The organism is Mycolicibacterium stellerae (assembly GCF_003719305.1).
Lineage (GTDB): Bacteria > Actinomycetota > Actinomycetes > Mycobacteriales > Mycobacteriaceae > Mycobacterium > Mycobacterium stellerae.
In genome coordinates, this window is sequence record NZ_RARC01000033.1 from 52,386 (window position 1) to 78,687 (window position 26,302).

A 26,302-nucleotide genomic window follows, 5' to 3' on the forward strand; every position below is an offset into this window, starting at 1 on the left:
TGGCCACTCCTCTACAGAATCGCGCCGTTGTCCTTGGCCGCCGAAATGTCGTCCCAGTCGAGTTCGAGCTCCAGAAGAACCTCCTCGGTGTGCTGACCATGTTCGGGAGCTCGCGCGGCCTTCGGGGGCGTCTCGTCGAATTGCACTGGTGCGGCGACGATCTGATATTCCACGCCTTGGTCGTCGACATTGGGGATGACGTAGCCGTTCGGTCTCACCTGCGGATCGTTGAGCGTCTCCTTCGGCGTCGCCAGCGCCGCCCATACGCCCGGCTCGTCGGCCAGCGCTTCGCGCCAGTACTCGAGATCCTCGCTGGCGAGCCTCTCGCCGACGAGCTTGCACGCTTCCTCCGCGTTGGCGATCAGGTTGCTCGACGGCACGAAACGTTCGTCGCTGGCGAGCTCGGGCAGGCCGATCCGCTCGCAGAAGCCCGCCCAGAACCGGTCGGGCTGCAGGAAGACCATCTGCAGCCATCTGCCGTCGCGCGTCTTGTAGCGGTTCACCAATGGGTTGATCGCCAATCCCGGCGGCGCGCCGGGGATCCCGTCGATGCCGAAGAGGTCAGCGACCGAGATCGAGGGAGCGATGGTCCACATCGCCTGCGCCAGAAGGGATGAGTCGACGACGGACGGCTCGCCGGTGCGCTCCCGATGAAACAGCGCGGCACATACACCGCCCGCGAGCGTGATTCCGCCCTGCAGGTCGCCGAAGCCCGGGCCCTGCACCGCGGGGGTTTCGGTGCCGAACGGCGTCATGGTGTAGGACACCCCGCCGCGCGAAAGGTAGGTCGCCGCGTCGAACCCGCCCTTCTCCCGGTCCGGGCCGCGGACGCCCGCGCCGGTGCCGCGAGCGATGATGATGTTCGGGTTGAACGAGCGGATGTCCTCGACGGTCAGCCGCGCCCGTTCCAGCGCGCCGGGACGCCAGTTGGTGAGCAAGACGTCGGCGGTGGCAAGCAGGCGGCCGAAATACTCGCGGCCGGTGTCGGTCTTGATGTCGATCGCAACGCTGCGCTTGCCGCGGTTGCCGATCTCGAGGATGAAGTCGACGTCGGCTCTGGCGTTCTGCCGGGTGAAGCCGCCGATGACCAGCGCCCGCCCCGGATCACCCGCCTTGACGTCCTCCACCTTGATGACGTCGGCGCCCCAGTCCGCCAGCGCCGCGCCCGCGGACGGCACATATGTCCAGGAGGCAAGCTCGATGACCCGCACGCCGCTCAGGACTTGGCTCATTGCAGCCTCCTTAGACTGGAAACCCGGGACTTCAGTCCGGGCAAGTAATCCGATCGCCGATGTAGCGCTGGCGTGCTAGGGCGGGGGATGTCGGTGCCGTTGACTACGGTGCGCGTATGTCGCGGTTTCGGCTGTTGCCAACTCCTGAGGAGGAGCAGGGGCTGTTGGCGCATTGCCGGGACGCGCGGTATGTGTGGAATCTGGCGGTGGAGCAGCAACTGCACTGGCAACGTGGTCGAAGTGCTCCAAATTATGGAGAGCAGTGCGCACAACTCACTGAGGCGCGGGCCGAATATGCGTGGCTTCGCGCTGGGAGTCAGACGGTACAACAGCAAGCGCTGCGGGATTTCGCACAGTCCATGCAGAATTTCTTCAACCGTACGCACCGCCGACCGACATGGCGCAAAGCCGGAGTGCACGAAGGGTTTCGACAGGTCGCTGTGAAGCCCCGTCACGTCGAGCGGCTGAATCGCCACTTCGGTCGAGTCTGGGTGCCCAAGGTCGGGTGGGTACGATTTCGCCTGTCGCGCCTGGTACCGGACGGCGTGAAGTCCTACCGGATCACTCGGGATCGGGCTCGCCGCTGGCATATCGCCTTCGCCCATATCCCCGACCCGATCACCGGTCCGAGCGACCGCAGTGTGGTCGGCATCGACCGCGGTGTAGCCGTGTCTGCCGCGCTCTCCACCGGCGAGCTTCTGCACGTACCAAGTCTGACAACGGGTGAGCGCAAGCGATTGAGGATATTGCAGCGGCGACTCGCCCGAGCCAAGCGGGGTTCCCGTCGCCGCGAAAAGACGAAACGTGCGATCGCGAAGCTGAGGGCCCGCGAGCGGGATCGGCGGAGGGACTGGGTGGAGAAGACCACCACCGACGTCGCGCGGAGATTCGACCTGATCAGGGTCGAGGACCTTGACATTCGTGCGATGACCCGCACTGCTCGCGGCACCGCCGATCAATCGGGCGTGGGAGTCGCTCAGAAACGTGGGCTGAACCGCGCAATCAGCCGTAGTGGTTGGGGGATGCTGGTCAGACGTTTGCAGCACAAGGCTTGCGGCCGGGTCGAGCTGATCCCAGCCCCGTATACGTCGCAACGTTGTTCCGCGTGCGGGCACATCGCACCCGGGAACCGCAAGAGCCAAGCGGTTTTCGAGTGCATTGCCTGCACTGCCGGCCGGTGCAACGCCGACGTGAACGCTGCACGCAACATCGCCGCCGGACGGGTGGTGACTGCACGGGGAGACCTCGCCGCTGGGCGGTCTGCGAACCGTGAACCTCAACTCTCTACTCCTGCCGCATAGTCGATGGGATTGGGGTTGGAATCTCCGGAGTTCAGTCCGGGGAGGACGTCAATGCAAGACCTTTCGATTCAGTTCGCTGACGAGTTGCGCGCCGACCTCCTCGAGGTGACGGCCGGGCGCGCCGAGGTATGCACTCCAGCCAAGCAGGCGCTTGAGGTAGAGGTGCGCGTCGTGCTCCCAGGTGAAGCCGATGCCGCCGAACACCTGGATCGCGGTGTCGCCGACGGCGGTGAGCCTGCCCGCGAATGCCTTGGCGCGCGACGCGGCACGGTGCCGCTCGGCGGGATCAGCCGCATCGGCTGCCCACAACGCGTGGATGACGCCGCTGCGGGCGAGTTCGACCGACTCGTACATGTCGACGCACATGTGCTGGACGGCCTGGAAGCTGCCGATCGGCTGGTCGAACTGCCTGCGCACCTTCGCATACTCGACGGCCATGTTCATCACCGCGGCGGCGGCGCCGAGGGCATCGGCGGCGCGTGCGATCGTCACGTCGTCGACGAGTCCTGCAACTGCATCCGGGTGCGCATCGGCCAACCGCCTCCCGGTCGCGCCGTCGAGTTCGACGTCGAACAGCTTCCGTGTCGGGTCGACGTGGGGCCGTGCCGTCACCGCGACGCCCTCGGATGCGGGGTCGACGGCATAGAGCCCGGCACCCGGCGATTCATCGGCCAGCACCAACAACACGGTCGCCGCCGCGGCATCGGACACGGCGGTCAGCCCACCGCGCAGCGTCGCGCCATCGGCGCCAGGCCGCACACCGGTCAACGGCGCGACCGTGGCTATTGCTGTCCCGCGGGCGATTTCAGCCAGCAGCCCGTCGCTCGAACCGGTTCGGGTCAGCGCTCTCGTCGCTGCGACCGCGCTCGACAGCCACGGCCCGGGATCGAGCGCGGCGCCCAGTTCCTCGGCGACGACGCCTGCCTCCACCATCGACATGCCCGCGCCGTCGTGATCCGGCGGGACGAGTACCCCCGTAGCGCCGAGGCCCGCGAGGCCGCGCCACACCGCGTCTGTGGTGCCCATTGGATCATCCAGCATGGGCCGCACATATGCTGCCACGCTTGCCTTTTCGGCGAGAAATCGCCTGACGGTGTCGCGAAGAGCGATCTGCTCGTCTGTGAGCTCCAGGTTCATCAGCGCGGCAGCCCAAGAACACGAGTGGCCGTGATGCTCTTGTTGATCTGTGTCGTCCCGCCCGCGATGGTCAGCGAGCGCGACGACAGGCGACGGTCCACCCACCGCTGACCACAGGAATCCGAGCCGAGCACGTCGAATGCCAACTCGGCGAGATCTTGGCCCAACTCCGCCCACACACTCTTGGCCAGGCTGGCCGACCCGAGCGCGTCACCGCCGTGCAAGGTCGCCGATATCGATCGCTTGCACAACAACTCGAGGTATTTGATCCGCACCGCGAGGTCACCGAGCCTGCGCAGCGTCGCACCGTCCTCGAGCACCGGCTTGCCGCCGACGGTGTGTCCGGCCAGGTCCGCAACCAGGTCGGCCAACAGGACTTCCACCTGTGCATACAGCCGTGCCGCACCTGCGCGCTCGTGGCTCAGCGTCGTCGTGGCCACCCGCCATCCCGCGTCCAGTGGGCCAAGCAGCGCGTCGGCGGGCACCCGAACGTCGTTGAAGAACACCTCCGCGAAATCGGCCGCGCCGTTGAGCGTGACCAGCGGGCGGGCTTCGATGCCGGGCAGCCGCATGTCGACGATGAGGCAAGAGATGCCCTTGTGCTTGGGCGCCTCGGGGTCGGTGCGCACATACAGCTGACACCAGTCGGCCCGGTGACCAAGCGACGTCCAGATCTTCTGGCCGTTGACCACGAAGTCAGCCCCATCTCCGGAGCCGTCGCGGACGGCGCGGGTGCGCAGCGACGCCAGATCCGAGCCCGCTTCCGGCTCCGACATGCCCTGACACCAGATGTCGTCGGCGCGCACCATCCGGGGAAGCAGCGTTGTCTTCTGTGTATCGGTTCCGTACTGCATGATCGCCGGGGCGATGTTGTTCATCCCGATCACGTTGAGCGGCACCGGAGCTCGCGCTCGCGTCGTCTCCTCGGCGTAGACCAGCTGTTCGAGCACCGTAGCGCCGCGGCCACCGTATTCCTGCGGCCAGGACACCGCACCCCAGCCCGCGTCGGCCACCGCCGCGTCCCATGCCGCAAGCGTGTCGAAGGCATCGGCGTCGCGCCCGCGGACCCGGTCGGCGTCCTTGACCTCCTCGGTCAGATTCGCCGTGAGCCAGGTCCGCAGCTCCTTGCGGAACTGCTCCGCCTCCGCCGGATATGAGAAGTCCACGGTGTCCTGTTCGAGATCGGGCCGATTGGCATCTTTATAATTTTAGGTAGTATAGCGATCTCTGCGAGGTGACTCGAAGGTTCCCAATCCGGCTCGGGTGGACAGTCAAGGAGGGCGACGATGGGCAGGGTCGAGGGCAAGGTTGCGCTGATCAGTGGCGCGGCGCGAGGGCAGGGCCGATCTCACGCGCAACTGCTCGCCGCAGAGGGTGCCGACATCATCGCCGTCGACATCTGCGCGGACATCGAGACCAACGAGTACCCGCTGGCCCGGCCCGAGGAGCTCGACGAGACCGCCCGGCTGGTCGAGAAGGAAGGCAGGCGCGCGCACGCCGAGATCGCCGACGTCCGCGACCGCGCCGCCCTTTCTGCAGCGATCGACCGTGGTGTCGCCGAGTTCGGGAAGCTCGACATCGTCGTCGCCAACGCGGGCATCTGCCCGCTGACCGCGGGCCTTCCGCCGCAGGCCTTCGTGGACGCCGTCGACGTGGACCTGATCGGCGTGATGAACCTGGTGCACGCGAGCATGAAGCATCTGACGGCGGGCGCGTCGATCATCGCGACGGGTTCGGTGGCCGCCTTCATGGCGACGGCGGTGAACACCGCCGGCATGGACGGAGGGCCGGGCGGCGCGGGCTACGCCTTTGCCAAACAGGTTGTCGCACACTATGTCAACGACCTCGCGAACGCGCTCGGCCCCGAGCAGATCCGGGTCAACGCGATCCATCCGACCAATGTGAACACCGACATGTTGCACAGCCCGCCGATGTACCGGGCGTTTCGGCCCGATCTGCAGAACCCGACCCGCGAGGACGCCGAGGTCGTATTTCCGGTGATCCAGGGCTTCCCGATTCCCTATGTCGAGCCGGAGGACATCAGCGAGGCGGTGCTGTTCCTCGCCAGCGACGCGGCGCGCTATGTCACCGGTCAGCAGCTGCGCGTCGACGCGGGCGGCTTCCTCAAGATCAAGCCGTGGGCGGGCGTGTAAAGGGAGGACGAAAATGGCCAGAGGGATCATCTACCTGGAGACGAGGCCGGTATCACCGGACCGCGAAGAGGAGTACCACAAGTGGTACAACGACACTCACCTCGCTGAGATCTGCTCTGTCGACGGGATCGTTTCCGCGCGCCGCTTTGCCCCGACCGACGGCGAGGGGCCCTTCATCGCCATCTACGAGCTCGAGTGCGACGACCTCGACGCGGTTGTCGACCGGCTGGGGGAGCTCGGCAGGAGCGGCAAGATGTCCTCGCTGGAACTGCTCAACATGGAGACACCACCGATCCCGAAGGTCTACCGAGAGATCGGTTCGTATCAGAAATGACTCCCTCACCCGAGGTGCAGCGGCGCATCTACGCGCTGATGGTGTTGATGAAGGCCGCCGACGACCGGCTGTCCAAGGGCATCGGCACCGGCGAGTTCATGTGTGTGTACTGGCCGTCGCGCGGGCAGGAGGCCATCGCTGCGGCAATGGGTGTCACGCTGCGCGACGACGACCAGCTGGTGACCACCTACCGCGGGCTGCACGACCTCATCGGCAAAGGCGTTCCGCTGGAAGAGATCTACGGCGAGATGATGGGGCGCACCGTCGGCGCAAGCCGCGGTAAGGGCGGCACCATGCACATCGCCAAACCCGATAGGGGTGTGATGCTGTCGACGGGCATCGTCGGTGCGGGGCCGCCGGTCGCTGTCGGGCTGGCGATGGCCGCCAAACGCAAGGGGCTCGACCGGGTGACGGTCGTCAGCTTCGGCGACGGCGCGACGAACACCGGATCGTTTCACGAGGCGGCGAACATGGCCGCGCTGTGGGATCTGCCGGTGGTGTTCGTCTGCCAGAACAACATGTACGCCGAGATGACCCCGACCACTGACACGATGAAGATCAAACACGTCGCCGACCGTGCGGCCGGCTACGGCATGCCTGGCGTACGGGTGGACGGCAACGACCCGTTGGCGGTCGCGGACGCACTCGCCGAGACGATCGGCAAGGCCCGCGACGGCCAGGGCCCCACCTTCATCGAATGCGAGACGTTCCGGTTCCGCGGGCACTATTTCGGCGACCGGATGCCCTACATCCCCTCCGATCAGCTGGAGGCGGCGATCGCCGCCGACCCGGTGCCCGCGTTCCGCCGTCGCCTGATCGACGGCGGCATCTGCGGCGACGACGAGCTCAGCGGGATCGACGAGGGCGCGCTGACAAGGGTCGAGGAAGCGTTGAAGACGGTGCTGGCCGCGGGGCCGCCGTCAGCCGACGAGCTCGACCGCGACGTGTACGCCACCCCGATCAAATATCCCGTCTGAGGAAGGCCATGGACGAAACAACGCAGTCGGCTCTTCGCGCAAGCGGCTCATCGCTGATGTCGATGCGCGAGGCGCTGAACCTCGCGCTCGATCAGGCGATGGCCGCCGACGACCGGGTCTTCCTGCTCGGCGAGGACATCGCCGACCCTGGTGCATCCGGCCCGACGGCGGGGTTGTCGACCAAGTACGGCCATGACCGTGTGCTGGATACGCCGATCTCGGAGGCTGCGATTGTCGGTGCGGCCATCGGTGCCGCGATCGACGGGCTGCTGCCGGTCGCGGAGATAATGATCATGGACTTCATCGGCATCGCGGCGGATCAGCTGATCAACAACGCCGCCAAGCTGCGGTTCATGACCGCGGGCCGGACGACCGCGCCGATCACCGTGCGCACTCAGGTGTACGGCGGTCTCGCCACTGGGGCGACGCACTCGCAGACGCTGGAAGCCTGGTTCATGCACATCCCGGGGATGAAGGTCATCGTCCCGTCCACCCCACGCGACGGCAAGGGCTTGCTGGCGTCGGCGATCTTTGACGAGGATCCGTGCCTGTTCGTCGAGACGATCCGGCTGCAAGCCCAGAAGGGTTTGGTGCCAATCGATCCCGGATTTCGAATTCCACTCGGTCAGGCCGACATCAAGCGGCCGGGTTCCGACGTCACGCTGATCAGCTACGGCCGTAGTGTGCTCGAATCGCTGGCAGCCGCAAAGGCATTGGATGAGCAAGGGGTCAGCGCCGAGGTGATCGACCTGCGCACTCTTGTGCCTCTCGACGTCGACACCATGGTCGAGTCGGTGCGACGCACGGGGCGTGCGGTGGTCGTACACGATGCCGTTCAGTTCGCCGGCCCGGGGGCGGAGGTCGTCGCTGTCCTGCAGGCGGAATGCTTCGGTGCCCTGACCGCGCCCATCGAACGGGTGGCCGCGAGGTTCGTCCCGACACCCGCCGCGCCTGCGCTCGAAGCGCAGATCTATCCGTCGGCGGGGCGCGTCGTCGAGGCCGTGCAACGGACCCTCGCGAAGGCGGATGCGGGTGGCTGACTTCGTCATTCGAATCCCGCGCGTTTCGGTGGCCGTTTCGGAAGCCGAGCTCACCGAGCTTCTCGTCGCCGCAGGCGAGCACGTGGAGGAGGGGACGCCCATCTACGTCATCGCCACCGAGAAGGTGGAACAGGAAATCGAGGCGGGCGCGTCGGGCACTGTGCAGTGGACGGGCACGGTCGGAACCACCTACGACATCGGCGCCGAAATCGGCGTCATCACGTCATAACAAACAGGAGGACGCATGGATTGCAACGAGACCCGCGAAAGAACCATCTACCAGAAAGAAGGGGCGATCGCGAAGGTCATCCTGAACTGGCCCGAAAAGGCCAACGCGCAGGACCAGAAGCTGGCCGAGGAGGTTGACGCCGCGCTGTTGGACGCCGACCGCGACTACGACATCAAGGTGCTGGTGCTCAAGGCCAACGGCAAGGGCTTCTGCTCGGGACACGCGATCGGCAACAACGCCGTCGACTACCCGGCGTTCGTCGAGGGCGCCATGCGGATGGGTCACCCGTGGAAGCCGCAGTCGGACCTGTTCGTGAAGCCGACCCTCAACCTGTGGGAGTTCTCCAAGCCGACCATCGCGCAGGTGCACGGCTACTGCGTCGGCGGCGGCACCCACATGGGTCTGACCACCGACATCGTGATCGCCTCCGAGGACGCCTACTTTTCCTACCCGCCGCTGCAGGGGTTCGGGATGCCGTCCGGCGAATGCTCCATCGAACCATGGGTTTTCATGAACTGGCGCCGCGCGTCCTACTACCTGTACACCGCCGAGACCGTCGATGCGAAGAAGGCACTCGAGTACGGCCTGATCAACGAGGTGGTCAAGCGCGAGGACCTCGATGCGCGGGTCGACGCGATCGCGCGCCAAATCGCGCAGGCTCCGATGACCACGCTGCTGGCCACTAAGGCCAACATCAAGCGTGCGTGGGAGATGATGGGCATGCGGGTGCACTGGCAGAGCTCCAACGACCTCGTGGCACTCGCGTCGATCAGCAAGGATGTCCAGGAACTGATCCAGCAGGTGTTCAAGGACAAGATCCTGCCGTCCGAAATGGCCAAGCGGCAGGCGGCGGCATCCGACAACGGCGCGGCGACCACGTAGGACCCGACCAGTGGCGAACATCGCCGACCACGCGGACGGTGATCCCGACTCAACTGCTCTGATCGTCGCGGACGGCCGCACGATCTCATACGGCGAGTTGTTCGGGAGAAGCCGGCGCGTCGCGGCCCTGCTTCACAGGGCAGGCCTGCGACGCGGCGACGGGGTGGCCCTTGTGTTGCCGAACCGTCCGGAGTTCTTCGAAATCACTTGGGGCTGCCAGCTTTCCGGGCTGTATTACAGCGCGGTGAACACCCACTTCACACCCGACGACGTGGCTTACGTCATCGGCGACTCCGATGCCAAGGCCGTGTTCATCGACGCGTCGATGGCCGAGTTGGGAAGCCACATTCTGGCCACCAGCGACGGCGTCGACGTGCATATCAGCGTGGGCGGTGTGCTGCCCGGTTGGCGACTGTACGACGACACCCTGACTGAAAGCGATGCGGCGCCGCCGATTTCGGACGGATCCGAGATGCTCTACTCGTCGGGGACGACTGGGCGACCAAAAGCCGTCCGGCGGCCGCTACCCGAGGACGGCCAAGGGTCGTGGGCGCAGAAGGTGCTGGAGTACTCGCTTGCGAAACGATACGACATGACCCCGTCGAGCGTGTATCTGTCGCCCGCACCGCTGTATCACGCCGCCGGGATCAACTACACGATGGCGGTGCATCGGGTGGGTGCCTCCTCGATCCTGATGCCCAAGTTCGACGCCGAAACCGTGCTGCGCCTGATCGAGGAGCACCGCGTTACTCACGCCCAGTTCGTGCCGACCATGTTCGTGCGGATGCTCAAGTTGCCCGAGGACGTCCGGGACAAGTACGACGTATCCAGCCTGCAGTGCGTCATCCACGCCGCCGCGCCGTGTCCGATCGACGTTAAACAGCGGATGATGGAGTGGTTCGGGCCGATCATCCACGAGTACTACGGGGGCACAGAGGGATTCGCGGGCACGATCATCGGCCCGCAGGAGTGGCTGGCCCACCCCGGCTCCGTGGGCAAGCCGTTCAGCCCGGTGCACGTCATGGGGGAGGACGGCGCAGAGCTGCCCGCAGGCGAGCCGGGGGAGCTGTTCTTCGAGGGCGGCCCTGCGTTCGAGTACTTCAAGGACGCCGCGAAGACGGCGTCGGTGTCCAACGACCGCGGGTGGCGCTCGCTGGGGGACATGGGCTACGTCGACGAGGACGGCTACATGTATCTCACCGACCGCTCGACGTTCATGATCGTGTCGGGCGGGGTGAACATCTACCCGCAGGAGGCCGAGAACGTTCTGGTCATGCACCCGAAGCTGGTGGACGCGGCGGTGTTCGGCGTGCCGAATGACGAATACGGCGAGGAGGTCAAGGCCGTCGTCCAGCCGGTCGATGGTGTGGAGACCGGCCCCGCGCTCGAGGTCGAGCTCATCGACTACTGCCGGGCGAACCTTGCCACCTACAAGTGCCCGCGCACCATCGAATTCGACGCCGAGCTGCCACGCGATCCGAACGGCAAGCTGTACAAGAGGCGGATCCGCGAGCGCTACTGGCAGGGCCGCCCGTCGCGCATCGTGTGATCAGTCGAGCGAGAAATCGATGATGCCGCGCACGATCTCGCCATTGAGCTGATCGCGGTAGCCCTCGTTGATGTCGTCGAGCCGGTATCGCCGGGTGATCATCTCATCGAGCTGCAACAGCCCCGCCTCATAGAGCTTGGTGAATCGGGCGACGTCCACCCGCGGATTGCACGATCCGAGAACCGTGCCAACCAGGCTCTTGTTCCACAGGATGAACTCTTGCAAGTTGATGGCGATGGAGTTCGTCGTGGTGGCGGTCATGCCGGTCAGCACACAGGTTCCGCCCTTGCGGGTCAGGCTCAGGGCCGCCTGCACGTCGTCGCCGGAGATCAACGAAGGCGACACCACGACGCTGTCCGCCATCACGCCGCGCGTCAGATCGCGGAGCAGGTCGGCGGCTTCCTCGGTGCTCGAGACGCTGTGGGTGGCACCGAAGCCAAGAGCCGACTTCTGCTTGAACTCCACCGGGTCGACCGCGATGATCTGCGCGGCCCCGTTGATGCGTGCGCCCTGCACGGCTCCGGTACCGATTCCGCCCACTCCGATGACGACGACGGTGTCGCCGGTCTTCACCTTCGCGCGGTTCTCCGCGGAGCCGTAGCCGGTCGGAATCCCGCACGACAACAGCGCCATCGGCAGCAACGGGAGGTGGGGCTCGATCTTCACGATCGAATCCGTGGAAACCACAGTGTGTTTCGAGAATGCGCCGACCTTGGACAGGTGGCCGAGATTGCGGCCGTCCGCGGTGTGGTGGCGGAAGGTGCCGTCCGTCGGCATGCCGGGAATCATCACCTGCGCGCCCATATCACAGATGTATTCCATGCCCGAGCTGCACCACCGGCATGTGCCGCAGACCGCGACGAACGACGTCACCACGTGGTCGCCGGCAGCGAACTCCGTGACGCCCTCGCCGGCCTCGACCACCACTGCCGACCCTTCGTGTCCGCCGATCATCGGGAACATGCCGGGGAGGCCGAACTGCTCCATCACTTCGTTGGGTACCGACATGTCGCCGTTGCGGATGTGCTCATCGGAGTGGCACAGGCCGGCGGCGGCCATCTCGATCAGCACCTCGCCTGCCTTGGGCGGGTCGAGTTCGAATTCCTCCACCGACCATTGCTGACCCATGTCATGCAGGATTGCCGCGCGGGTCTTCATGCGAGCGGCCGGAACGTGACGGGCAGGTGCTTGGGCGAGCGGAACGGCATGCCCTCGATCTTGGTGTCGTCGTCGTCGAGCAACTGCAAATCCGTCACCCGATCGAAGAGGCTGTTGAGCATGGCTTTGGTCTCCACCCGGGCCAGGTGCATGCCGAGGCAGCTGTGGATCCCGCCTGCGAACGAGATGTGCGCGCGCCGCGGTCGGTGGATGTCGAACACGTTCGGATTCTCCCACCGCTTGTCGTCTCGGTTGGCCGAACCCATGCACAGGTTGACCTGTGCCCCTTCCGGGATCGTCATACCGTGCATCTCGACATCGCGGGTGGTGTTGCGCGCCACCAGAACCAGTGGCGTCTCGTACCGGATCCCTTCTTCGATCGCGGCCGGAATGAGGCTGCGGTCGGCCTGCAGCTCCTGGAGTTGATCGGTGTGGGTGAGCAGCAGCGCCAACAGGTTGCCAGACGATCGGTAGGTGGTCTCAAGGCCGGCGGGCAGCAGCAGGCGCAGGAAGGAGATGATCGCCTCGTCGGTGAGTTTCTCGCCGTCGATCTCGGCGGCGACCAGGTCCCCGATCACGTCGTCGGTCATCGTGCTTCGGCGCTGGTCCACCTGCCCCTGGAAGTAGGTGCCAAGTTCGACCGACGCGTTCAGACCCGCCTCGATGTTCTCGGTGATCGAGATCAGGTCCAGCGACAACCGCCGGAACATCTCCAGATCCTCCTGCGGGAGGCCGAGCAGGGCAGCGGTCACTCGGGTCGGGAACTCGAACGTGAGCGCCTTGACCAGATCGGCCTGGCCGTCGTCTTTGAACTCGTCGACCAGCTGGTCGCAGATCGGGTCGATCACCTCGGGTTCCCACTGGTTGAGCGCGCTCTGCTTGAACGCCTTGCTCACCAGGCTGCGATGGTCGTGATGCTGCTTGCCGTGCATTCCGAGGATCGTCGGCCCGAAGACGAGACCGATCGTGTTGTTGTACATCTCGGAGGCGAAGACCGTGTCTTCGCGGAACGCGGTGAAGACGCTTTCGAAGTCGAACAGCGTCCAATTCTCAGCGACTTTGAGCTCTGGGGGCATCAGATCGCTCTCCATGAGCGTGCCGCGCCACACCGGCGCCGCCCTCCGCATGTGTTCGAAGAAGCCGTAGGGGTCGGTCTCTATGTCCGGAACGGTCGGCTTGTCGTGTGATTCCGTGCTGAGCGTCACAGTGCCTCCCGGACAGCAGCGTCTAGCGAGTCGGTCGCTCTATCTTTACTATTTTAGTATTCTAGGTCAAGGAAACTGAAGGGACGTTGATGCAGCGCCGTCCGGTTTGTGCGATCGATGACCTGCCCCCGGGGAGCATGAAGCTGGTCGAGGCGGGCAAGTTCGGCGTGGGGGTCTACAACATCGACGGCTCTGTTTATGCAATCGCGAACTACTGCTCGCACGAGGGCGCGCCGCTGTGCGCGGGATATGTCGTCGGCACCACCGAGTTCGCCCCCGATGCTCCCGGGCAGGTGCGCTACGTGCGGGAGGGACAGATCGCGCGGTGCCCGTGGCATAACTGGGAGTTCGACATCACCACCGGGGTGAACCTCGCCGACCCGCAGAAGCGGGTCCGGACGTACGAGGTCGACGTCACCGACGGGCAGGTCTACCTCACCGCATGATCATCGACGCCAATGTGCAGCCGCATTTCCGGTACAACTCGGAGATCCGACGCTATCTGTCGCCCGCGCACAAGCTGCGCGCGATCCCCGACGTCGAGCAGCAGTGGTATCAGGCACCTGGCGGCGACTACCGCCAGGATCTCTACAGCGACGGCTATCCCGCCTCCGACCCCGAGACCGTGGCCAGGCACCTTTTCGGCGAGAGCGGGGTCGACTACGCGATCCTCAATCCGCTGACCCGCGGCAACATCGCCGACTATCTGCTCAACAGCCGGATCTGTGCGGCGGTCAACGACTGGCTGATCGACCGTTGGCTCGAGCCCGACGCCACAGGGCGCTTTATGGGAACGATCCGTGTCAACCCCGAAGACGTCAGGGGCGCGGTCGCCGAGATCGAACGGCTGGCCGACCACCCGAAGATGGTGCAGGTGGGTGTCCCGCTGCAATCGCGGGAGCCCTACGGCAAGCCGGCGTTCGAGCCGATCTGGGAGGCGGCGGCCGCGCGCGGGCTGCCCGTCGCCGTGCACATCAACGGCGGCAACGGCGTCGACTACGCGCCGACATTCGCGGGCCACGCCTCGACGTATCCCGGCTATGCCGCCTTCATGCCGCTGAACTCGTTCGTCCACCTCGCGACGCTGATCATCGAGGGCGTGTTCGGCAGGCATCCGGATCTGCGGTTCGTCTTCGCCGACGGCGGCTACGACCTGCTGACGCCGCTGATGTGGCGGCTCGACACGTTCTGGATGTCGATGCGCGACCAAACCCCTTGGGTGGACCGGTATCCGAGCGAATACCTGCATGACCACGTGCGCTACTGCACGTCGGCTTTGGACGGGCCGACCGACGCGAACCAGGCCGAGCGCTGGATGGATTTCACCGATAAGGCGGATCTGCTGATGTACGGATCCGCCTACCCGCACTGGTCGACGACGGCACCCGGCGCCGCCGTGGCCGGGCTGTCCGACGACAAGCGGGAAAAGGTGTTGTGGCGCAACGCAAGCGATATATACGGCATCTCGGCCAATCTCGAAGGGACCAGGGCATGACGATCGTTGAACGCGCGGAAGGGGCCGTCGCGCAGGACATCGCGGTGACGATCGTCGACACCGATGTGCATCCGCTGCCGGTGTCGGGTGCAGTGCTCAAGTCCTACGCGCCGCCGGAGTGGAAGGACAAGCTCTGGCCGACGGGAAACGCCGTTTCGCCGATGTCGTACTTCTATGACACCCCCGATGCCTACAAGACGAGTTCACTGCGCGTCGACGCGTCACCGCCGCGCGGGGGAGCCGCGGGCAGTGATCCGGAGTTCGCCGCCAAGCAACTGTTGGTAGACGCCGGTGTGAGCATCGCGGTGCTGGAGCCGATGTGCGACGCGCAGCTACCGCAGGCCGAACACGTCCTCAAGGCCACGTACAACGACTGGCTGGCCGACGTATGGCTCGGCGACAACAACTGGCACGGTCGGTGGCGCGGCGCGATCAGCATCACCGCGCAGGATCCCGGCCAGGCCGCGCGGGAGATCGAGCGGTGGGCAGGGCACCCGTACATGGCCGAAGTGCTCATGACGCCGCAGACTCGCGGAATATCTTTCGGCAGTCCGCATTTCGACCCGATATACGAGGCCGCGACCCGCAACGGCCTTCCGGTCGCGACCCATCTGATGGGGCAGACACCCTACGAGCTGATCCCGATCTACCCCGTCGGTAACCCGTCGCACTGGCACGACTTCTTCGCATCGTGGCCGCTGCTCTACGTGTCGCACCTGATGAGCCTGGTGTTCGACGGCGCATTCGACCGCCATCCCGACCTGAAGGTGGTGTTCGTCGAGGGTGGCTTCACCTGGGCGATGCCGGTGATGTCGCGGATGGACCGGATCTGGGAACACCGCAAGGCCGATCTGCCGCACGTCCGGCGCAAGCCGAGCGACTATGTCCGCGAGCATGTTCGGTTCACCACGCAGCCGCTCGAGGAGGTCGACGTCGTCACGTACCGCGAGTACATCGAGATGATGGACCTCGGTGACTGCATCATGTTCTCCACGGATTACCCGCACTGGAGCTACGACGCGCCCGATTGGGCGATCAGGCGCTTCCCCGCCGACCAGCGCGAGCGGATCATGCGCGGCAACGCGACCGCGCTCTACGGGCTGCCGTCGACGGTGAAAGCACTCCCCGGCGAGTAGCGAAATCACTTGGTACGGGTCGTCCGGCGCTCGACTTCGAGAGGCACGATGGGAGCCCGTGCCGACGGCCCGCGGGTGATGGCGTGCAGCCTGATCTCCGGCAGGTCGACCGACGGGTCAAGGGTATCCAGCCAGGCGACGGCGTCGGCGACGTCGGACGCCCGGATCGCCCACATCTCGAACGGGACGTCCTGCAACATCTCGGTCTCGACCGGTCCCGGCGTGACGATGTGGACGTTGATGCCGTCGCGGTCGACCTCTTGTGCGAGCGCGCCTGCGAATGCGTTCATGCCCGCCTTCGATGCCGAGTACGCCGTCCTCGCCATCATCGGTTCGTGCGCCGCGGACGACGAGATGAACACGAACCGCGAACCCGGTTTCATCCGTGGCAAAGCCGCGGATGTGACGACGAAGCACGAGTCGAGGTTGGCCGAGATCGTTGCCCGCCACTGGTCGAAAGTCTGCTTGCGGGCGTAGGTTCCGCCGAGAACGCCGGACGCATGGACAACCAGATCGATGTCTCCCGCCGCCTCCACCGCAGGGGCGAACTTCGCCGGGTCGCTGGCGTCGGCGACGACATAGCGCGCACCGATCTCCTCGGCTGCTGCGCGAAGCGGGTCCTCCCTTCGCGCGGTGAGCACGACGTCGTAGCCGAGCTCAGTGAGCTTGCGGCCGCACTCCTTGCCGATGCCGCCGCTGCCACCGGTAATCAATGCCGTACGCACACAGCACCTTTCAGCGGTGGCGACGGGCCAGCGCTTGCGGCGAGAGGGCCACGATGCGCTGTTCGGGATCGCCCGCGCTGAAGTATGTCTGGGTGTCGGCGATGTGTCGGGCAGCGAGCTTGCGGGCGCGGTCAGCGTCACCGGCATCGATCGCATCGGTCAACTTGGTGTGCACGGTCAAGGCGATCCGTCGCTTGCTCATCGACGGGTACTCGCCCCGTGCCGCCGTCTCCCTGGCCCACATGTTCAGGTGGCCGGTCCACAGCGTCTCCAGGCTGCCGACAACCGCGATCATCGTGTGATTGCCGCAGCCGCGCACGATCTCGTCGTGGAACTGGCCGCCGATCTCGGTGAACTTGGCGCCGTCCTCGATGTGCTCGGCCATCGCGTCGTTGATCTCTTTGAGCTTGGGGATGAGGGTCTGTCCGCGGTCGGGCCTGCGGGCCGCGAGGACCGCGCACATCGGCTCGAGTTCCTGCAGCGCGGCGCCGAGATCCGCCAGCGGCACCGTGTCGCTCTGCAACAACAGGCCGATCATGTAGGCCGCACTCGCCTTGGCTGGTGCGTGCACCACCGCCCCGCCGCGGTTGCCGCGGCGGACCGAGACAAGCCCCTCGGTTTCCAGGATCCGCAAGGCTTCGCGCAGCGACACCAGGCTGACGTTGAACTGCTCGACCAGAATCTCCTGGCGCGGCAACAGGTCGCCGTCGGACAACTCACCGTCGATGATCTGCCTGCGGAGCTCATCGGCGACGATCTCGGCCGTCCTGCGGGCCCCAAGCCTGCGACGAGCCTCGGGGCCGATTCCCAAAGTTGTCATTGCCTGGCAATGTTAACAGCGATAGCCGTGCTACCAGGGGTCTACCGGGTCGCTATCCGACAAAAGTTACTAAGATGACAAAGAAACGGCCTCGGGAGGTTGTGCGCTTGAAGGACGGAGCATCCACTCCGCTCTGCGATCTGCGCGTCGTGGAGGTCAGCGACCGGATCGCGGGCAGCTACTGCGGCAAGCTGCTGGTCGACGCGGGTGCCGACGTGGTCAAGGTCGAACCCGCCGGAGGCGATCCACTTCGCCGCTTCACCGCGACCGGCGGCAAACTCGCTCCCGGCGCCGACGGCCCGCTGTTCAGCTATCTGTCCGCCGGAAAGCGCAGCGTGACAAAGGTTTCCGACGAGCTGTTGGCCTGGGCCGACGTCCTGATCGTGACGGCGAGCCGGTCGGCAGCAGCTGAGCAAGGCGTCGATCCGGCACGGCTGCTCGAGGCAAGGCCGGACTGCGTTGTCGTCACCATCTCCGACTTCGGCTGGACCGGGCCATGGTCGGAGCGGCCGGCAACCGAGTTCACCCTGCAGGCCGACTCAGGGCTCACCGGCTTCCGCGGCGATCCGGAAGGCCCGCCCATCTCGGTCGGGGGTGACCTGGGCGAGTTCATGGGCGCGGCTTGGGCGGCATACGGCGCGATGGCGCTGCGCCGTCGCGTCGCCCGCGGCGGGCCGGGTGGCCACCTCGACTTGTCCATGCTCGAGGCGATCACGTTGATGCAGAGCAGCGAATGGCTGCACTCGCAGCTGTTGGCTCGGCCACCCGTCAGGCGCTCGGTCGAGGTGCCGTCGATCGAGCCCGCCAAGGACGGCTACGTCGGCATCAGCATGGTCACCGGTCAGCAGTGGCTGGACTTCGCCGCGATGGTCGACTGTCCCGAGTTCGCCGAGGTTGCCCAGTTGCGCTTCCAGATCGGCCGATGGGATTACCGCGACTGGATTCGCGAACGGATCGATCCCTGGATGCGCGAGCGTACTGTCGCCGAGATCGTCGAGCTCGGAGCGCTGTTCCGGTTGCCGCTGGCGCCACTCGGAAACGGCTCGACCATTCCTGACATGGATCACCTGCAAACCCGTGGCGTGTACATCGACAACCCCGCGGGGTTCCGGCAGCCGCGCGCGCCGTGGCTGATGTCGGCCGCCAAGCAGGCGCCGGTGCGCGACGCTCCCGCCGTCGGGGAGGCCGATGGCCTCTCGCTTTGGGAGCCAAGGGAATCGGCGCCGCGCACACAGCCAGCGGGTCCGCCGCTCGAAGGCGTGCGGATCGTCGATTTCACAGCGTTCTGGGCCGGCCCCGCCGCCGCTCATTCGTTGGCGGCGTTCGGGGCCGACGTCATCAAGATCGAGTCGATCCAGCGACCCGACGGCATCCGGTATTCCGGCGGAATGCGCACCGACGTCGACGACTGGTGGGAGTACGGCTGGGTCTTCCATGCGATGAACACCAACAAGCGGTCGGTCACGCTCGACCTGCAGTCCGCCGACGGTCTCCGGCTCGTCAAGGAACTTGTCCGCCAGGCCGATGTGGTGATCGAGAACTTCTCCCCGCGGGTGATGGATCAATTCGGCCTCGATGCCGACACCCTGCTCGAACTCAATCCTCGCGTCGTGGTCGTACGCATGCCCGCGTTCGGATTGACCGGTCCGTGGCGCGACCGGGTCGGCTTTGCGCCGACGATGGAGCAGATTGCAGGCCTTGCCTGGGTGACCGGCCTGCCCGACGGTCTGCCCGTTGCTCCGCGCGGTGCGTGCGATCCACTCGCGGGAGCCCATGCGGCGTTCGTAACGCTTGCGGCTCTGGAGTTCGCCGATCGCACTGGCCGAGGCCAGCTCGTCGAGGTGCCGATGATCGAGACCGTGCTCAACGTGACCGCCGTGCAGACAATGGAATTCGAGGTTTTCGGGAAGGTCATGAAGCGTCGGGGCAACCGTGGGCACAGTGCGACGCTGCAGGATGTCTTCCGGTGCGCGGGTGACGACAATTGGATCGCGGTGAGCGTACGCACCGACGATGAGCTCTCCGCCTTGGCCGAACTCATCGGCGGTCAGGGCGTCGACATCGAGGAGTGGCTCGTCACGCAGGACGTCGAAGACGTCGTTGAAAGGCTTGCGGCAGCCGGGATTCCGGCGGCCGCGGTGATCTCACCGTCATTGGTGACGGAGAACCCGCAGCTGGCGCACCGCGGCTTCTTCGAGCGGCTCGAGCATCCGAGGACCGGCAGCGGCCTGTATCCGTGTCCTCCGTTCGCCCGTCTCGACGATGGCAGGCGGTGGCTGCTTCGCACACCGCCGACGTTGGGTCAGCACAACGAAGAGGTGCTGACGAAGTTGTGTGGTCTTACCGAGGCGGATCTGCAACGGCTAGCGGCCGACGGTGTCATCGGTACCAGACCCAAGGGCGTATGAAAAGCCGGCGTCAGCGGCGCGTCAATGAGATGGGCATTCCGTCGAAGATCGTCATGTTGTTGGTCAGGTTGGGATAGGCCACCTTCGGCGAACCGAGCCTGATTTCGTCGGCATGGCACAGCAATTCGTCGAGCACGGCCCGGATTTCGGCGCGGGCCAGCATCGCGCCAAGGCAATGATGTGGTCCGCCGCCACCGAACGTCACGTGTGGGTTGTCGGTGCGGCCGATATCGAATGCGAACGGATTGTCGAAGACCTCTTCATCGCGATTCGCGGAGCGCAGCATCGCCACCACCCGCTCACCCCTCGGGATCGTTATCCCGTCCATCTCGATGTCGACCTTCGTGCTGCGCGTCCAGAACGTCACCGGCGAAGCCCACCGCAGCACCTCCTCGACGGCGCTCGACCGAACCGCCTCGTCCTCGCGATATCGCTCGATCTGCTCGGGGTTGGCGACGAAGGCCGCAAGCCCGGATGCCAGCGCGTTCTTGGTGGTGTCGCTGCCCGCGAAGGCGATGACGAAGAAGAAGATCTCCAGTTCGTTGGCCGGGATGGACAGCTTCTCGCCGTTGTCGTCGGTGACGACCGCCGACGTCAGGGTGCTCCAGATGTCGTCGGTAGGGTTGCGCCGCTTCTCGGCGGTGAGCTCAAACGCATAGGTGAAGATCTTCCCGAACAGTTCCATCGCGTCCTGCTGGGCAACGGCGTCCTCTGACGAGGCGACTTTGAGAATGCGATCGAGCGTGTCGAAGATCTCGGGCCGGTCCGCCTCGGGAATGCCGATGATGTCGCCGATGACCGACATCGGCAGCACGTCGGCGACGTCTTCTATCCAGTCACCTCCGCCAGCCTTGAGCAGTCGGTCGACCATTCCCGCCGCACGCCTGCGGATGCCCTCCTCGAGCTTGCCGATCGCCTTCGGCGTAAAGGCGTGTGACATCACCCGTCTGCGCTTGAGGAGGTCGGGAGGGTCCATGTTGATGATGGTCGGCGCCGAGCCGATGACACCCACGCCCTGTATCAGCGGGCCGTCGGTTGCGGTGAAGGAGTCGGTGTCGCGGTGGATGCGCTGGGCATGCCGGTGCTTGGTGGCCATCCAGAAGTCCCGCTTGACGGTCTTGGCGACGCCGTCGGTCAGCCCGTGGCGGAACAGCGGCCGGTCGCGGCGCAGCTCGGCGAACAGCTCGTCGGGAAAACCGTTCCGCCACAAGGCGGAATCCGAAAGATCGACTGGTGTGGTCGTCGGCATGCATGCTCCTGGTTCGGCTGTCCTTGACCTAGAATGCTTAAAATAGTAACAATAGACGACGGACAGGGTCTGACCTGCCGAAATATTGCGCGGACGGAGACGGCATTGACGGACACGATCGACGATCCCACCATCGATCCGTCGGAGCGGGAATTCGGCCCCAGCGGTATCAGCCTCTCGAAGTATCGCTTTCCGACCGGCTGGTTCATCGTCGGTTTCGCCTCGGAGTTGGCCAACGGGGCGGTCAAGCGGGCGCACTACTTCGGCGAAGAATTGGTCATCTTCCGCACCGCGTCGGGCACGGTCAACGTGCTCGACGCGTACTGCCTGCACCTTGGCGCGAACATGGCCGTGGGCGGCACCGTCGAGGGTGAGCACATCGTCTGCCCGTGGCACGGTTGGCAGTGGCGGGGAGACGGCACCAACGCGCTGATCCCGTACAGCAAGATCGGCTGCAAGCAGAACGTGAAGATCAAGAGTTACCCCGCACAGGAGTGGTACGGGTTCATCGTGGTGTGGCACGAGCGCCACGGCCGCGCTCCCTATTGGCTGCCGCCTGTCCTTCCCGAGTTGGAAACCGACGAGTACTACCCGTTGCACCCGCACTCCCGGATGCTCAACCGGGTCAAGGTGCATGCGCAGATGATCATCGAGAACGCAGCCGATCCGTATCACGTGCAGTTCGTCCACAAGGCCGACAGCGCCGCCAACACGACGTCGTTCGACGCCAACGGCTACCACCTGCACGCGACGGTGACCGCGAATTTCGGAGGCGGACGGCCGTCGACATGGCTCACACCCGACGGACCCGTAGACGCGAACATCATCTACGACAACTATTCGTTGGGGCTCGGCATCGTGCGGTTCCCCAAGGAACTCGTCGCGACCATCGAGGTGACGGGTCAGACGCCCGTCGACGAGGACTACACCGACTACTTCTACACCCAGGCGTCGGTTCGCGAACCCGGTGACACCGGCGACAAACCGGCGGGCCGCGCCGCGAAGTTCCTTCAGTTGCAGCAGGAAGTCATCAAGCAGGACTTCTTCACCTGGGAGAACATGAAGTACCTGGAGAAGCCGAATCTGGCGCCCGAGGAAGCCCGCGACTATGCCGCACTGCGGCGATGGGCGCATCGGTTCTACCCCGGTGAAGAGCCGTCGCCGATCGACTTCGGGTACACCGCCACCGGCGAACCGGACCCGGCGGCGGCGGGTGCCTGAAGGCAGAAGGCGCGACGGGCCGATCGGTCCGCCGCAGTTCGGCGTCGAGCGCTTCACGATCCCCGACGTGCTGGACAAGCGCGCCGAGCAGTTCGGCGACGCCACGATGATGAGCATCGCAGGCACGACGGTGACGTTCGCACAGATGCGAGACCGCACATGTGCGGCCGCGAACGTGTTGGTCGATCGCGGTGTCGCGCGGGGTGACACCGTTGCGTTGTTCACCGCGACGTGCCCAGAGTGGGTGTACTTCTGGCTCGGCGCAGCACGGATCGGGGCGGTGAGCGCCGCGGTGAACGTCGCCAACAAGGACGAGTTTCTGGTGCACGCGCTGCGCTTGTCGCGGGCCAAAGTCGTCATCACCGACGCCGAACGACTCGGCCACCTTAACGAGATCGTCGACCGCGTGGAGACGGCGAGAACCACACTGGTCGTTGGCGATTCGCTGACCGAAGAGTTGTCCCGCGCCTCGGCGACCCCGCCCGACGCCGATCCCGCAGGTCCGGACGAGTTGGCCGCGCTGTTCTTCACCTCGGGCACCACCGGACCGTCGAAGGCCGTCGCAACGACGTGGCACTATCTGTTCTCGGCGGCGGCCGGTGTGGCGACAGCCTGGGAGCTGGCCGCCGATGACGTGGTGTGGAGCGCGATGCCGTTGTTCCACCTGAGCGCCGCACCCTCGGTGCTGGCGCCGATGCTTCTCGGCTCGACGATGGTGTTGTCCGGGGCGTTCCGGCCGAGTGAAGTTTGGGACGAGATACGCGCATGCGGCGCAGCGGGTTTTGCCGGCGCGGGAGCCATGGTCTCGATGCTGTGGAATCAGTCGCCGAACGCTGGGGACTCGCAGCTGCCGCTGAGGTTCATCTCGGCGGCACCCATCGCAGCCGACATGTACCGCAGCATCGAGCAGCGCTACGGCGTGAGGGTCGTGACGATGTACGGAATGACGGAGGCCTTCCCGATCGCGTTCAAGCGCGTCTCAGAGGATGGTGTCCCCGGGACATCGGGACGGGTGAACCCCGCATTCGACGTCCGCATCGTCGACACCGACGGGCATCCCATGCCCGCAGGCGCCGTCGGCGAGATCACCTGCAGGCCGAAGTCGGCGAATGCGATGAGCCTGGGCTATGTCGATGGCGAAGCGGTCGACTCACAGCTGGCTGTGGTCGCACACGAGGAGTGGTTCCGCACAGGCGATCTCGGTTCTTTCGATGACGACGGCAACCTGACCTACATCGACCGGGTGAAGGACTCGCTGCGGCGGCGCGGCGAGAACGTCTCCTCGGTGGAGGTCGAGACGACGGTGATGCGCCATCCCGCCGTGCTCGAGGCCGCTGCCGTTGCCGTACCAAGCGATCTGGGCGAGGACGACATCCTGGTTGTCGTCACGGTCGCTTCGCGGGCAGACTTCGACCACGCCGAGCTGTTGGACTTCTGCTCGGCACGGATGCCGTATTTCTGCGTTCCGCGGTATCTGGAAGTCGTCGACGAGATACCGAAAAACGTCATCGGTCGAGTCCGCAAGGATCTGCTGCGCACGAGGGGACTCGGCGACGACGCATGGGACCGCGAGGATCACGGCTACATACTCAGTCGCTAAGACGGGAGAAGACACATGACGATGAGCTATCAGCAGGAGTTCGTGCTCGCCGGGGTGGCCGGACGCGCGGCCATCCTGAACCTGAACGCCCGCCATAATCGGTTGTTCTCCGCGGGCGACTTCGGCGGCTGGATAGCGACATTCCGCCACGCGGGCGCGACGTTCGTCCGCGACGGGCAGACGTTCACCAACTTGCGGGATGCCTTCGACGGCGGCAACGACCAGCGCCTCGTCACCGTCGACCACGAGATTGCGGTCGACGGCGTCGATGCCACCCAGCACTGCGTCGCGCTTCTGTTCGTCGGTGCCGAGCTCCGCGCCACCGGTACCTTCGGCGACCGGCTCATCTACGAGCGGGGCGGGTGGTACTTCACTTCGCGTGCGCTCGAATGGGACGTTGTGCCAAGCAAAGACGCGCTACCGGTATGAGCCGGTGACTGCGGGTATCCGCTACGAATTTGCGTTCGGCACCTATGAGGATGCCCTGCGCATGGTCGGCACGCACAGTGAGCCGCGGTTCGCCGGAACTGCGGTGAGTGCGGCCCGCATCCAGCATTTCGCGTCGATGGTGCAGGACGGCAACCCGGCATACTGGGACAACGATTTCGCCACGCAGGTGTGGGGTGGGCTTGTCGCACCACCCGCGATGTTGATGAGCTGGTTGATCCCACCACCGTGGCTGCCCAACGGCCAGCGACCCGTTCCGTCGATCGCAATCCGTGTGCCGCTTCCCGGTACCACATTCATCAACGCGTCCAACGACGTCGAAATCGTGACCCCGATCATCGAGGGCGACCGCCTCAAGGTTGTCGAAGAGGTGGTGTCGGTGTCGCCGGAGAAGCGCACGAAGGTCGGAGTCGGGCACTTCGTCGAGACCTGCGACAGCTACTACCGTGAAGACGGCTCGCTGGTCGCGACGAACCGGAACACGTTGTTCCGCTTCACCCCTACGGAGTTGCCATGAGCAGCTACCGCAGATTGGCGTGGAACGATGTCACGGTGCCGACCGAGCTCGCGGAGGTCGTCGACGAGATCAGCTACCAACGGGTGGTGATGAACCCGGGTGCGACATGGGATTACTTTCCCGGCCACTATGACCCCGCCTACGCCGAAAGCCACGGGCATCCAACGATCTTCGTCAACACCATGCACCTGGCAGGCTTCATCGACCGGATCGCCACCGACTGGGCGGGGCCGTACAGCCGGGTGGTGCGGCGCAAGCTGTCGATGATCGGCTCTATCTACGCGGGCGACTCGATGGTCGGTCGTGGCCGCGTCGTCGACAAGCGAGATGAGAAGACCGGTGACACCATGCGATACCTGGTGGACCTCGAGATCGCGATCTTCAACCAGCGCGACGAACTGTGCTGCCCTGCCGAAGTGACCCTCGAGCTGGCCGGCTAACCAGTACACCACTTAGTAGGGCGGGGTGTCGCGTTGGTTGAGTCTGCGTTCGGCTTGGATGCGCGCGGCGATATCGGCTGCGCGGGTGCGTTGTCGGCGGGGCATCATCAGGCCGCGATGTTCGGCGTTGGGTGGTGGTTTTGTGGCGGGTGGGAGTTCGGTGGTGGTGACGTTCCAGGTGGGGAAGAACAGCCGGCTGCCGGGCTGGGTGGTGAAAGTCTTACCACTCGGGGCTGTCCAGATCACTGTGCCGTCGGGCAGTTGTTGATCGGCCCAGCCACCAATGCCGGTCCAGAACGTTTTCATCAGGTGGTGTCGTCGGCATTTGCAATTCAGGTTCGACGCGTGGGTGGGGCCTAAAGGCCAGGGGATGACGTGGTCGAGGTCGCAGCGGTCGGCGGGCACGTCGCAGCCGGGGAAGCGGCAGAACAGATCGCGCATCCGCACGAACTCGGCCAACTCGGCGCTGGGCCGATACCGCGGCTCGGGTCCAGCAGTCGGTGTGCGGATCGGCGTGATCGTCGCCCCGCTGCGGATCGCTTCGGCCAGCAGCGCATTGGGTAACACCCCATGGCCCACCAGCAGGCCCGGCGACCGCGGCCGCCGCCCCGACGCGGCAGTGGCGGATTGGGCGGTAGCCTCCGCGGCGGCAGAGGCGGCCGCAGGGGCGGTGGTCTGGGTGTGGGTGGCGGCGTCGGCGATGGCGGCTGGGTCGGCGATCACCCGGATCACCACATTGGACTTGGGGGTCACACCCGTGGTGGGGCAGGCCGGGGAGCCACACCGACACGCCAGGGTGTCGTTACCGTTGGCGATCGCGCCGATCGCATCAGAGCGGCGTTCACCGGCGCTGCGCGGATCACCATCACAGACCCCGTTGACCATGGCGGTGACCCGCTGCCGCAGAACAGCACCGTCGGGGGCCAGCAGCCGCCCCCACACCGCGGTGGTTTCGGCGTCGTCGTCACAGGCGCCGATGGTGAAATCACGGCCCCGCACCGCGGTGTGGGTGCGGCGTTGGGCGTCGGGGTCGTAGCGGGCGACCTG

Annotated in this window: 26 protein-coding genes; 17 read left to right on the top strand and 9 right to left on the bottom strand. The window is 65.6% G+C overall.

The window, feature by feature from the left end:
• Window positions 1–11: 11 nt before the first annotated feature.
• Window positions 12–1,232 carry a CaiB/BaiF CoA transferase family protein gene (locus D6M19_RS28290; RefSeq protein ID WP_123028598.1) on the bottom strand — a complete coding sequence of 407 codons (1,221 nt, stop codon included), beginning with the start codon at window positions 1,230–1,232 and terminating at the stop codon, window positions 12–14.
• A 116-nt stretch (window positions 1,233–1,348) separates the two neighbouring features.
• Between D6M19_RS28290 and D6M19_RS28295 the strand changes: the two genes are divergently transcribed.
• Window positions 1,349–2,533 (top strand): RNA-guided endonuclease InsQ/TnpB family protein, encoded by a 1,185-nt coding sequence (locus tag D6M19_RS28295; RefSeq protein ID WP_123028599.1) that lies wholly within the window; start codon window positions 1,349–1,351, stop codon window positions 2,531–2,533.
• 48 nt (window positions 2,534–2,581) lie between these two features.
• Here the strand turns inward: D6M19_RS28295 and D6M19_RS28300 are convergent, their stop codons facing one another.
• Window positions 2,582–3,670: an acyl-CoA dehydrogenase family protein gene (locus D6M19_RS28300; RefSeq protein WP_123028600.1), complete on the bottom strand. Its 1,089-nt coding sequence runs from the start codon at window positions 3,668–3,670 to the stop codon at window positions 2,582–2,584.
• Window positions 3,670–4,836, bottom strand: coding sequence for an acyl-CoA dehydrogenase family protein (locus D6M19_RS28305; protein ID WP_123028601.1), 1,167 nt, complete (start codon window positions 4,834–4,836; stop codon window positions 3,670–3,672). Before D6M19_RS28305 ends, D6M19_RS28300 begins: the two co-directional genes overlap by 1 nt.
• 120 nt (window positions 4,837–4,956) lie before the next feature.
• Here D6M19_RS28305 and D6M19_RS28310 point away from each other — a divergent pair, with 120 nt between their 5' ends.
• Genes D6M19_RS28310 through D6M19_RS28340 form a run of 7 tightly spaced genes read left to right on the top strand, consistent with a single transcriptional unit; the run spans window position 4,957 to window position 10,834 of the window.
• Window positions 4,957–5,823, top strand: coding sequence for a mycofactocin-coupled SDR family oxidoreductase (locus D6M19_RS28310; RefSeq protein WP_123028602.1), 867 nt, complete (start codon window positions 4,957–4,959; stop codon window positions 5,821–5,823).
• A 13-nt stretch (window positions 5,824–5,836) separates the two neighbouring features.
• Complete coding sequence (locus tag D6M19_RS28315; protein ID WP_123028603.1) at window positions 5,837–6,157, top strand: DUF4286 family protein; 321 nt, start codon at window positions 5,837–5,839, stop codon at window positions 6,155–6,157.
• A complete protein-coding gene (locus D6M19_RS28320; protein WP_123028604.1) occupies window positions 6,154–7,134 on the top strand; it encodes a thiamine pyrophosphate-dependent dehydrogenase E1 component subunit alpha in 981 nt (326 codons plus the stop codon). Before D6M19_RS28315 ends, D6M19_RS28320 begins: the two co-directional genes overlap by 4 nt.
• 8 nt (window positions 7,135–7,142) lie before the next feature.
• Entirely contained in the window at window positions 7,143–8,174 is a 1,032-nt protein-coding gene (locus D6M19_RS28325; RefSeq protein ID WP_234835091.1) for an alpha-ketoacid dehydrogenase subunit beta, read from the top strand.
• Window positions 8,167–8,403: a biotin/lipoyl-containing protein gene (locus D6M19_RS28330; RefSeq protein WP_123028631.1), complete on the top strand. Its 237-nt coding sequence runs from the start codon at window positions 8,167–8,169 to the stop codon at window positions 8,401–8,403. Before D6M19_RS28325 ends, D6M19_RS28330 begins: the two co-directional genes overlap by 8 nt.
• Before the next feature lie 15 nt (window positions 8,404–8,418).
• A complete protein-coding gene (locus D6M19_RS28335) occupies window positions 8,419–9,285 on the top strand; it encodes an enoyl-CoA hydratase/isomerase family protein (protein WP_123028605.1) in 867 nt (288 codons plus the stop codon).
• 10 nt (window positions 9,286–9,295) lie between these two features.
• A complete protein-coding gene (locus D6M19_RS28340) occupies window positions 9,296–10,834 on the top strand; it encodes an acyl-CoA synthetase (RefSeq protein WP_123028606.1) in 1,539 nt (512 codons plus the stop codon).
• Here D6M19_RS28340 and D6M19_RS28345 read toward each other — a convergent pair whose 3' ends face one another.
• Complete coding sequence (locus D6M19_RS28345) at window positions 10,835–11,992, bottom strand: NDMA-dependent alcohol dehydrogenase (RefSeq protein WP_123028607.1); 1,158 nt, start codon at window positions 11,990–11,992, stop codon at window positions 10,835–10,837.
• Window positions 11,989–13,197: a cytochrome P450 gene (locus tag D6M19_RS28350; protein WP_123028608.1), complete on the bottom strand. Its 1,209-nt coding sequence runs from the start codon at window positions 13,195–13,197 to the stop codon at window positions 11,989–11,991. Before D6M19_RS28350 ends, D6M19_RS28345 begins: the two co-directional genes overlap by 4 nt.
• Window positions 13,198–13,286: 89 nt before the next feature.
• Between D6M19_RS28350 and D6M19_RS28355 the strand changes: the two genes are divergently transcribed.
• Genes D6M19_RS28355 through D6M19_RS28365 form a run of 3 tightly spaced genes read left to right on the top strand, consistent with a single transcriptional unit; the run spans window position 13,287 to window position 15,828 of the window.
• Window positions 13,287–13,643 carry a Rieske (2Fe-2S) protein gene (locus D6M19_RS28355; RefSeq protein WP_123028609.1) on the top strand — a complete coding sequence of 119 codons (357 nt, stop codon included), beginning with the start codon at window positions 13,287–13,289 and terminating at the stop codon, window positions 13,641–13,643.
• On the top strand, window positions 13,640–14,692 hold the full coding sequence (locus tag D6M19_RS28360; protein ID WP_123028610.1) for an amidohydrolase family protein: 1,053 nt from the start codon (window positions 13,640–13,642) through the stop codon (window positions 14,690–14,692). The genes D6M19_RS28355 and D6M19_RS28360 overlap by 4 nt, the downstream gene beginning before the upstream one ends.
• On the top strand, window positions 14,689–15,828 hold the full coding sequence (locus D6M19_RS28365; RefSeq protein WP_123028611.1) for an amidohydrolase family protein: 1,140 nt from the start codon (window positions 14,689–14,691) through the stop codon (window positions 15,826–15,828). The genes D6M19_RS28360 and D6M19_RS28365 overlap by 4 nt, the downstream gene beginning before the upstream one ends.
• A gap of 5 nt (window positions 15,829–15,833) precedes the next feature.
• On the opposite strand, the gene D6M19_RS28370 is transcribed toward D6M19_RS28365, so the two are convergent.
• Entirely contained in the window at window positions 15,834–16,553 is a 720-nt protein-coding gene (locus tag D6M19_RS28370; protein WP_123028612.1) for an SDR family oxidoreductase, read from the bottom strand.
• A 10-nt stretch (window positions 16,554–16,563) separates the two neighbouring features.
• Window positions 16,564–17,373 (bottom strand): FadR/GntR family transcriptional regulator, encoded by an 810-nt coding sequence (locus D6M19_RS28375; protein ID WP_123028613.1) that lies wholly within the window; start codon window positions 17,371–17,373, stop codon window positions 16,564–16,566.
• Window positions 17,374–17,447: 74 nt separating this feature from the next.
• Here D6M19_RS28375 and D6M19_RS28380 point away from each other — a divergent pair, with 74 nt between their 5' ends.
• The gene (locus D6M19_RS28380) at window positions 17,448–19,781 is read left to right on the top strand and encodes a CaiB/BaiF CoA-transferase family protein (protein ID WP_123028614.1); all 2,334 of its coding nucleotides are present in this window, start codon (window positions 17,448–17,450) and stop codon (window positions 19,779–19,781) included.
• A gap of 10 nt (window positions 19,782–19,791) precedes the next feature.
• On the opposite strand, the gene D6M19_RS28385 is transcribed toward D6M19_RS28380, so the two are convergent.
• The gene (locus tag D6M19_RS28385) at window positions 19,792–21,030 is read right to left on the bottom strand and encodes a cytochrome P450 (protein WP_123028615.1); all 1,239 of its coding nucleotides are present in this window, start codon (window positions 21,028–21,030) and stop codon (window positions 19,792–19,794) included.
• Window positions 21,031–21,135: 105 nt separating this feature from the next.
• Between D6M19_RS28385 and D6M19_RS28390 the strand changes: the two genes are divergently transcribed.
• The 5 genes from D6M19_RS28390 (at window position 21,136) to D6M19_RS28410 (ending at window position 25,255) form a co-directional block, all read left to right on the top strand.
• The gene (locus D6M19_RS28390) at window positions 21,136–22,251 is read left to right on the top strand and encodes an aromatic ring-hydroxylating oxygenase subunit alpha (protein WP_123028616.1); all 1,116 of its coding nucleotides are present in this window, start codon (window positions 21,136–21,138) and stop codon (window positions 22,249–22,251) included.
• Window positions 22,244–23,851: an AMP-binding protein gene (locus D6M19_RS28395; RefSeq protein ID WP_234835092.1), complete on the top strand. Its 1,608-nt coding sequence runs from the start codon at window positions 22,244–22,246 to the stop codon at window positions 23,849–23,851. Before D6M19_RS28390 ends, D6M19_RS28395 begins: the two co-directional genes overlap by 8 nt.
• A gap of 15 nt (window positions 23,852–23,866) precedes the next feature.
• Window positions 23,867–24,280: a nuclear transport factor 2 family protein gene (locus D6M19_RS28400; RefSeq protein WP_123028618.1), complete on the top strand. Its 414-nt coding sequence runs from the start codon at window positions 23,867–23,869 to the stop codon at window positions 24,278–24,280.
• A 61-nt stretch (window positions 24,281–24,341) separates the two neighbouring features.
• Window positions 24,342–24,815, top strand: coding sequence for an FAS1-like dehydratase domain-containing protein (locus D6M19_RS28405; RefSeq protein WP_123028633.1), 474 nt, complete (start codon window positions 24,342–24,344; stop codon window positions 24,813–24,815).
• Window positions 24,812–25,255 (top strand): MaoC/PaaZ C-terminal domain-containing protein, encoded by a 444-nt coding sequence (locus tag D6M19_RS28410; RefSeq protein WP_123028619.1) that lies wholly within the window; start codon window positions 24,812–24,814, stop codon window positions 25,253–25,255. Before D6M19_RS28405 ends, D6M19_RS28410 begins: the two co-directional genes overlap by 4 nt.
• A 12-nt stretch (window positions 25,256–25,267) precedes the next feature.
• On the opposite strand, the gene D6M19_RS28415 is transcribed toward D6M19_RS28410, so the two are convergent.
• A partial coding sequence (locus D6M19_RS28415) for an HNH endonuclease signature motif containing protein (protein WP_164478732.1) occupies window positions 25,268–26,302 on the bottom strand: 1,035 nt, incomplete at its 5' end.

Excerpts from the sequence above, each read along its gene's own strand:
- D6M19_RS28290 (WP_123028598.1), bottom strand. The coding sequence starts at position 1,232 with ATGAGCCAAGTCCTGAGCGGCGTGCGGGTCATCGAGCTTGCCTCCTGG.
- D6M19_RS28295 (WP_123028599.1), top strand. The coding sequence starts at position 1,349 with ATGTCGCGGTTTCGGCTGTTGCCAACTCCTGAGGAGGAGCAGGGGCTG.
- D6M19_RS28300 (WP_123028600.1), bottom strand. The coding sequence starts at position 3,670 with ATGAACCTGGAGCTCACAGACGAGCAGATCGCTCTTCGCGACACCGTC.
- D6M19_RS28310 (WP_123028602.1), top strand. The coding sequence starts at position 4,957 with ATGGGCAGGGTCGAGGGCAAGGTTGCGCTGATCAGTGGCGCGGCGCGA.
- D6M19_RS28315 (WP_123028603.1), top strand. The coding sequence starts at position 5,837 with ATGGCCAGAGGGATCATCTACCTGGAGACGAGGCCGGTATCACCGGAC.
- D6M19_RS28320 (WP_123028604.1), top strand. The coding sequence starts at position 6,154 with ATGACTCCCTCACCCGAGGTGCAGCGGCGCATCTACGCGCTGATGGTG.
- D6M19_RS28325 (WP_234835091.1), top strand. The coding sequence starts at position 7,143 with ATGGACGAAACAACGCAGTCGGCTCTTCGCGCAAGCGGCTCATCGCTG.
- D6M19_RS28335 (WP_123028605.1), top strand. The coding sequence starts at position 8,419 with ATGGATTGCAACGAGACCCGCGAAAGAACCATCTACCAGAAAGAAGGG.
- D6M19_RS28345 (WP_123028607.1), bottom strand. The coding sequence starts at position 11,992 with ATGAAGACCCGCGCGGCAATCCTGCATGACATGGGTCAGCAATGGTCG.
- D6M19_RS28355 (WP_123028609.1), top strand. The coding sequence starts at position 13,287 with ATGCAGCGCCGTCCGGTTTGTGCGATCGATGACCTGCCCCCGGGGAGC.
- D6M19_RS28360 (WP_123028610.1), top strand. The coding sequence starts at position 13,640 with ATGATCATCGACGCCAATGTGCAGCCGCATTTCCGGTACAACTCGGAG.
- D6M19_RS28365 (WP_123028611.1), top strand. The coding sequence starts at position 14,689 with ATGACGATCGTTGAACGCGCGGAAGGGGCCGTCGCGCAGGACATCGCG.
- D6M19_RS28375 (WP_123028613.1), bottom strand. The coding sequence starts at position 17,373 with ATGACAACTTTGGGAATCGGCCCCGAGGCTCGTCGCAGGCTTGGGGCC.
- D6M19_RS28380 (WP_123028614.1), top strand. The coding sequence starts at position 17,448 with ATGACAAAGAAACGGCCTCGGGAGGTTGTGCGCTTGAAGGACGGAGCA.
- D6M19_RS28385 (WP_123028615.1), bottom strand. The coding sequence starts at position 21,030 with ATGCCGACGACCACACCAGTCGATCTTTCGGATTCCGCCTTGTGGCGG.
- D6M19_RS28400 (WP_123028618.1), top strand. The coding sequence starts at position 23,867 with ATGACGATGAGCTATCAGCAGGAGTTCGTGCTCGCCGGGGTGGCCGGA.
- D6M19_RS28405 (WP_123028633.1), top strand. The coding sequence starts at position 24,342 with ATGGTCGGCACGCACAGTGAGCCGCGGTTCGCCGGAACTGCGGTGAGT.
- D6M19_RS28410 (WP_123028619.1), top strand. The coding sequence starts at position 24,812 with ATGAGCAGCTACCGCAGATTGGCGTGGAACGATGTCACGGTGCCGACC.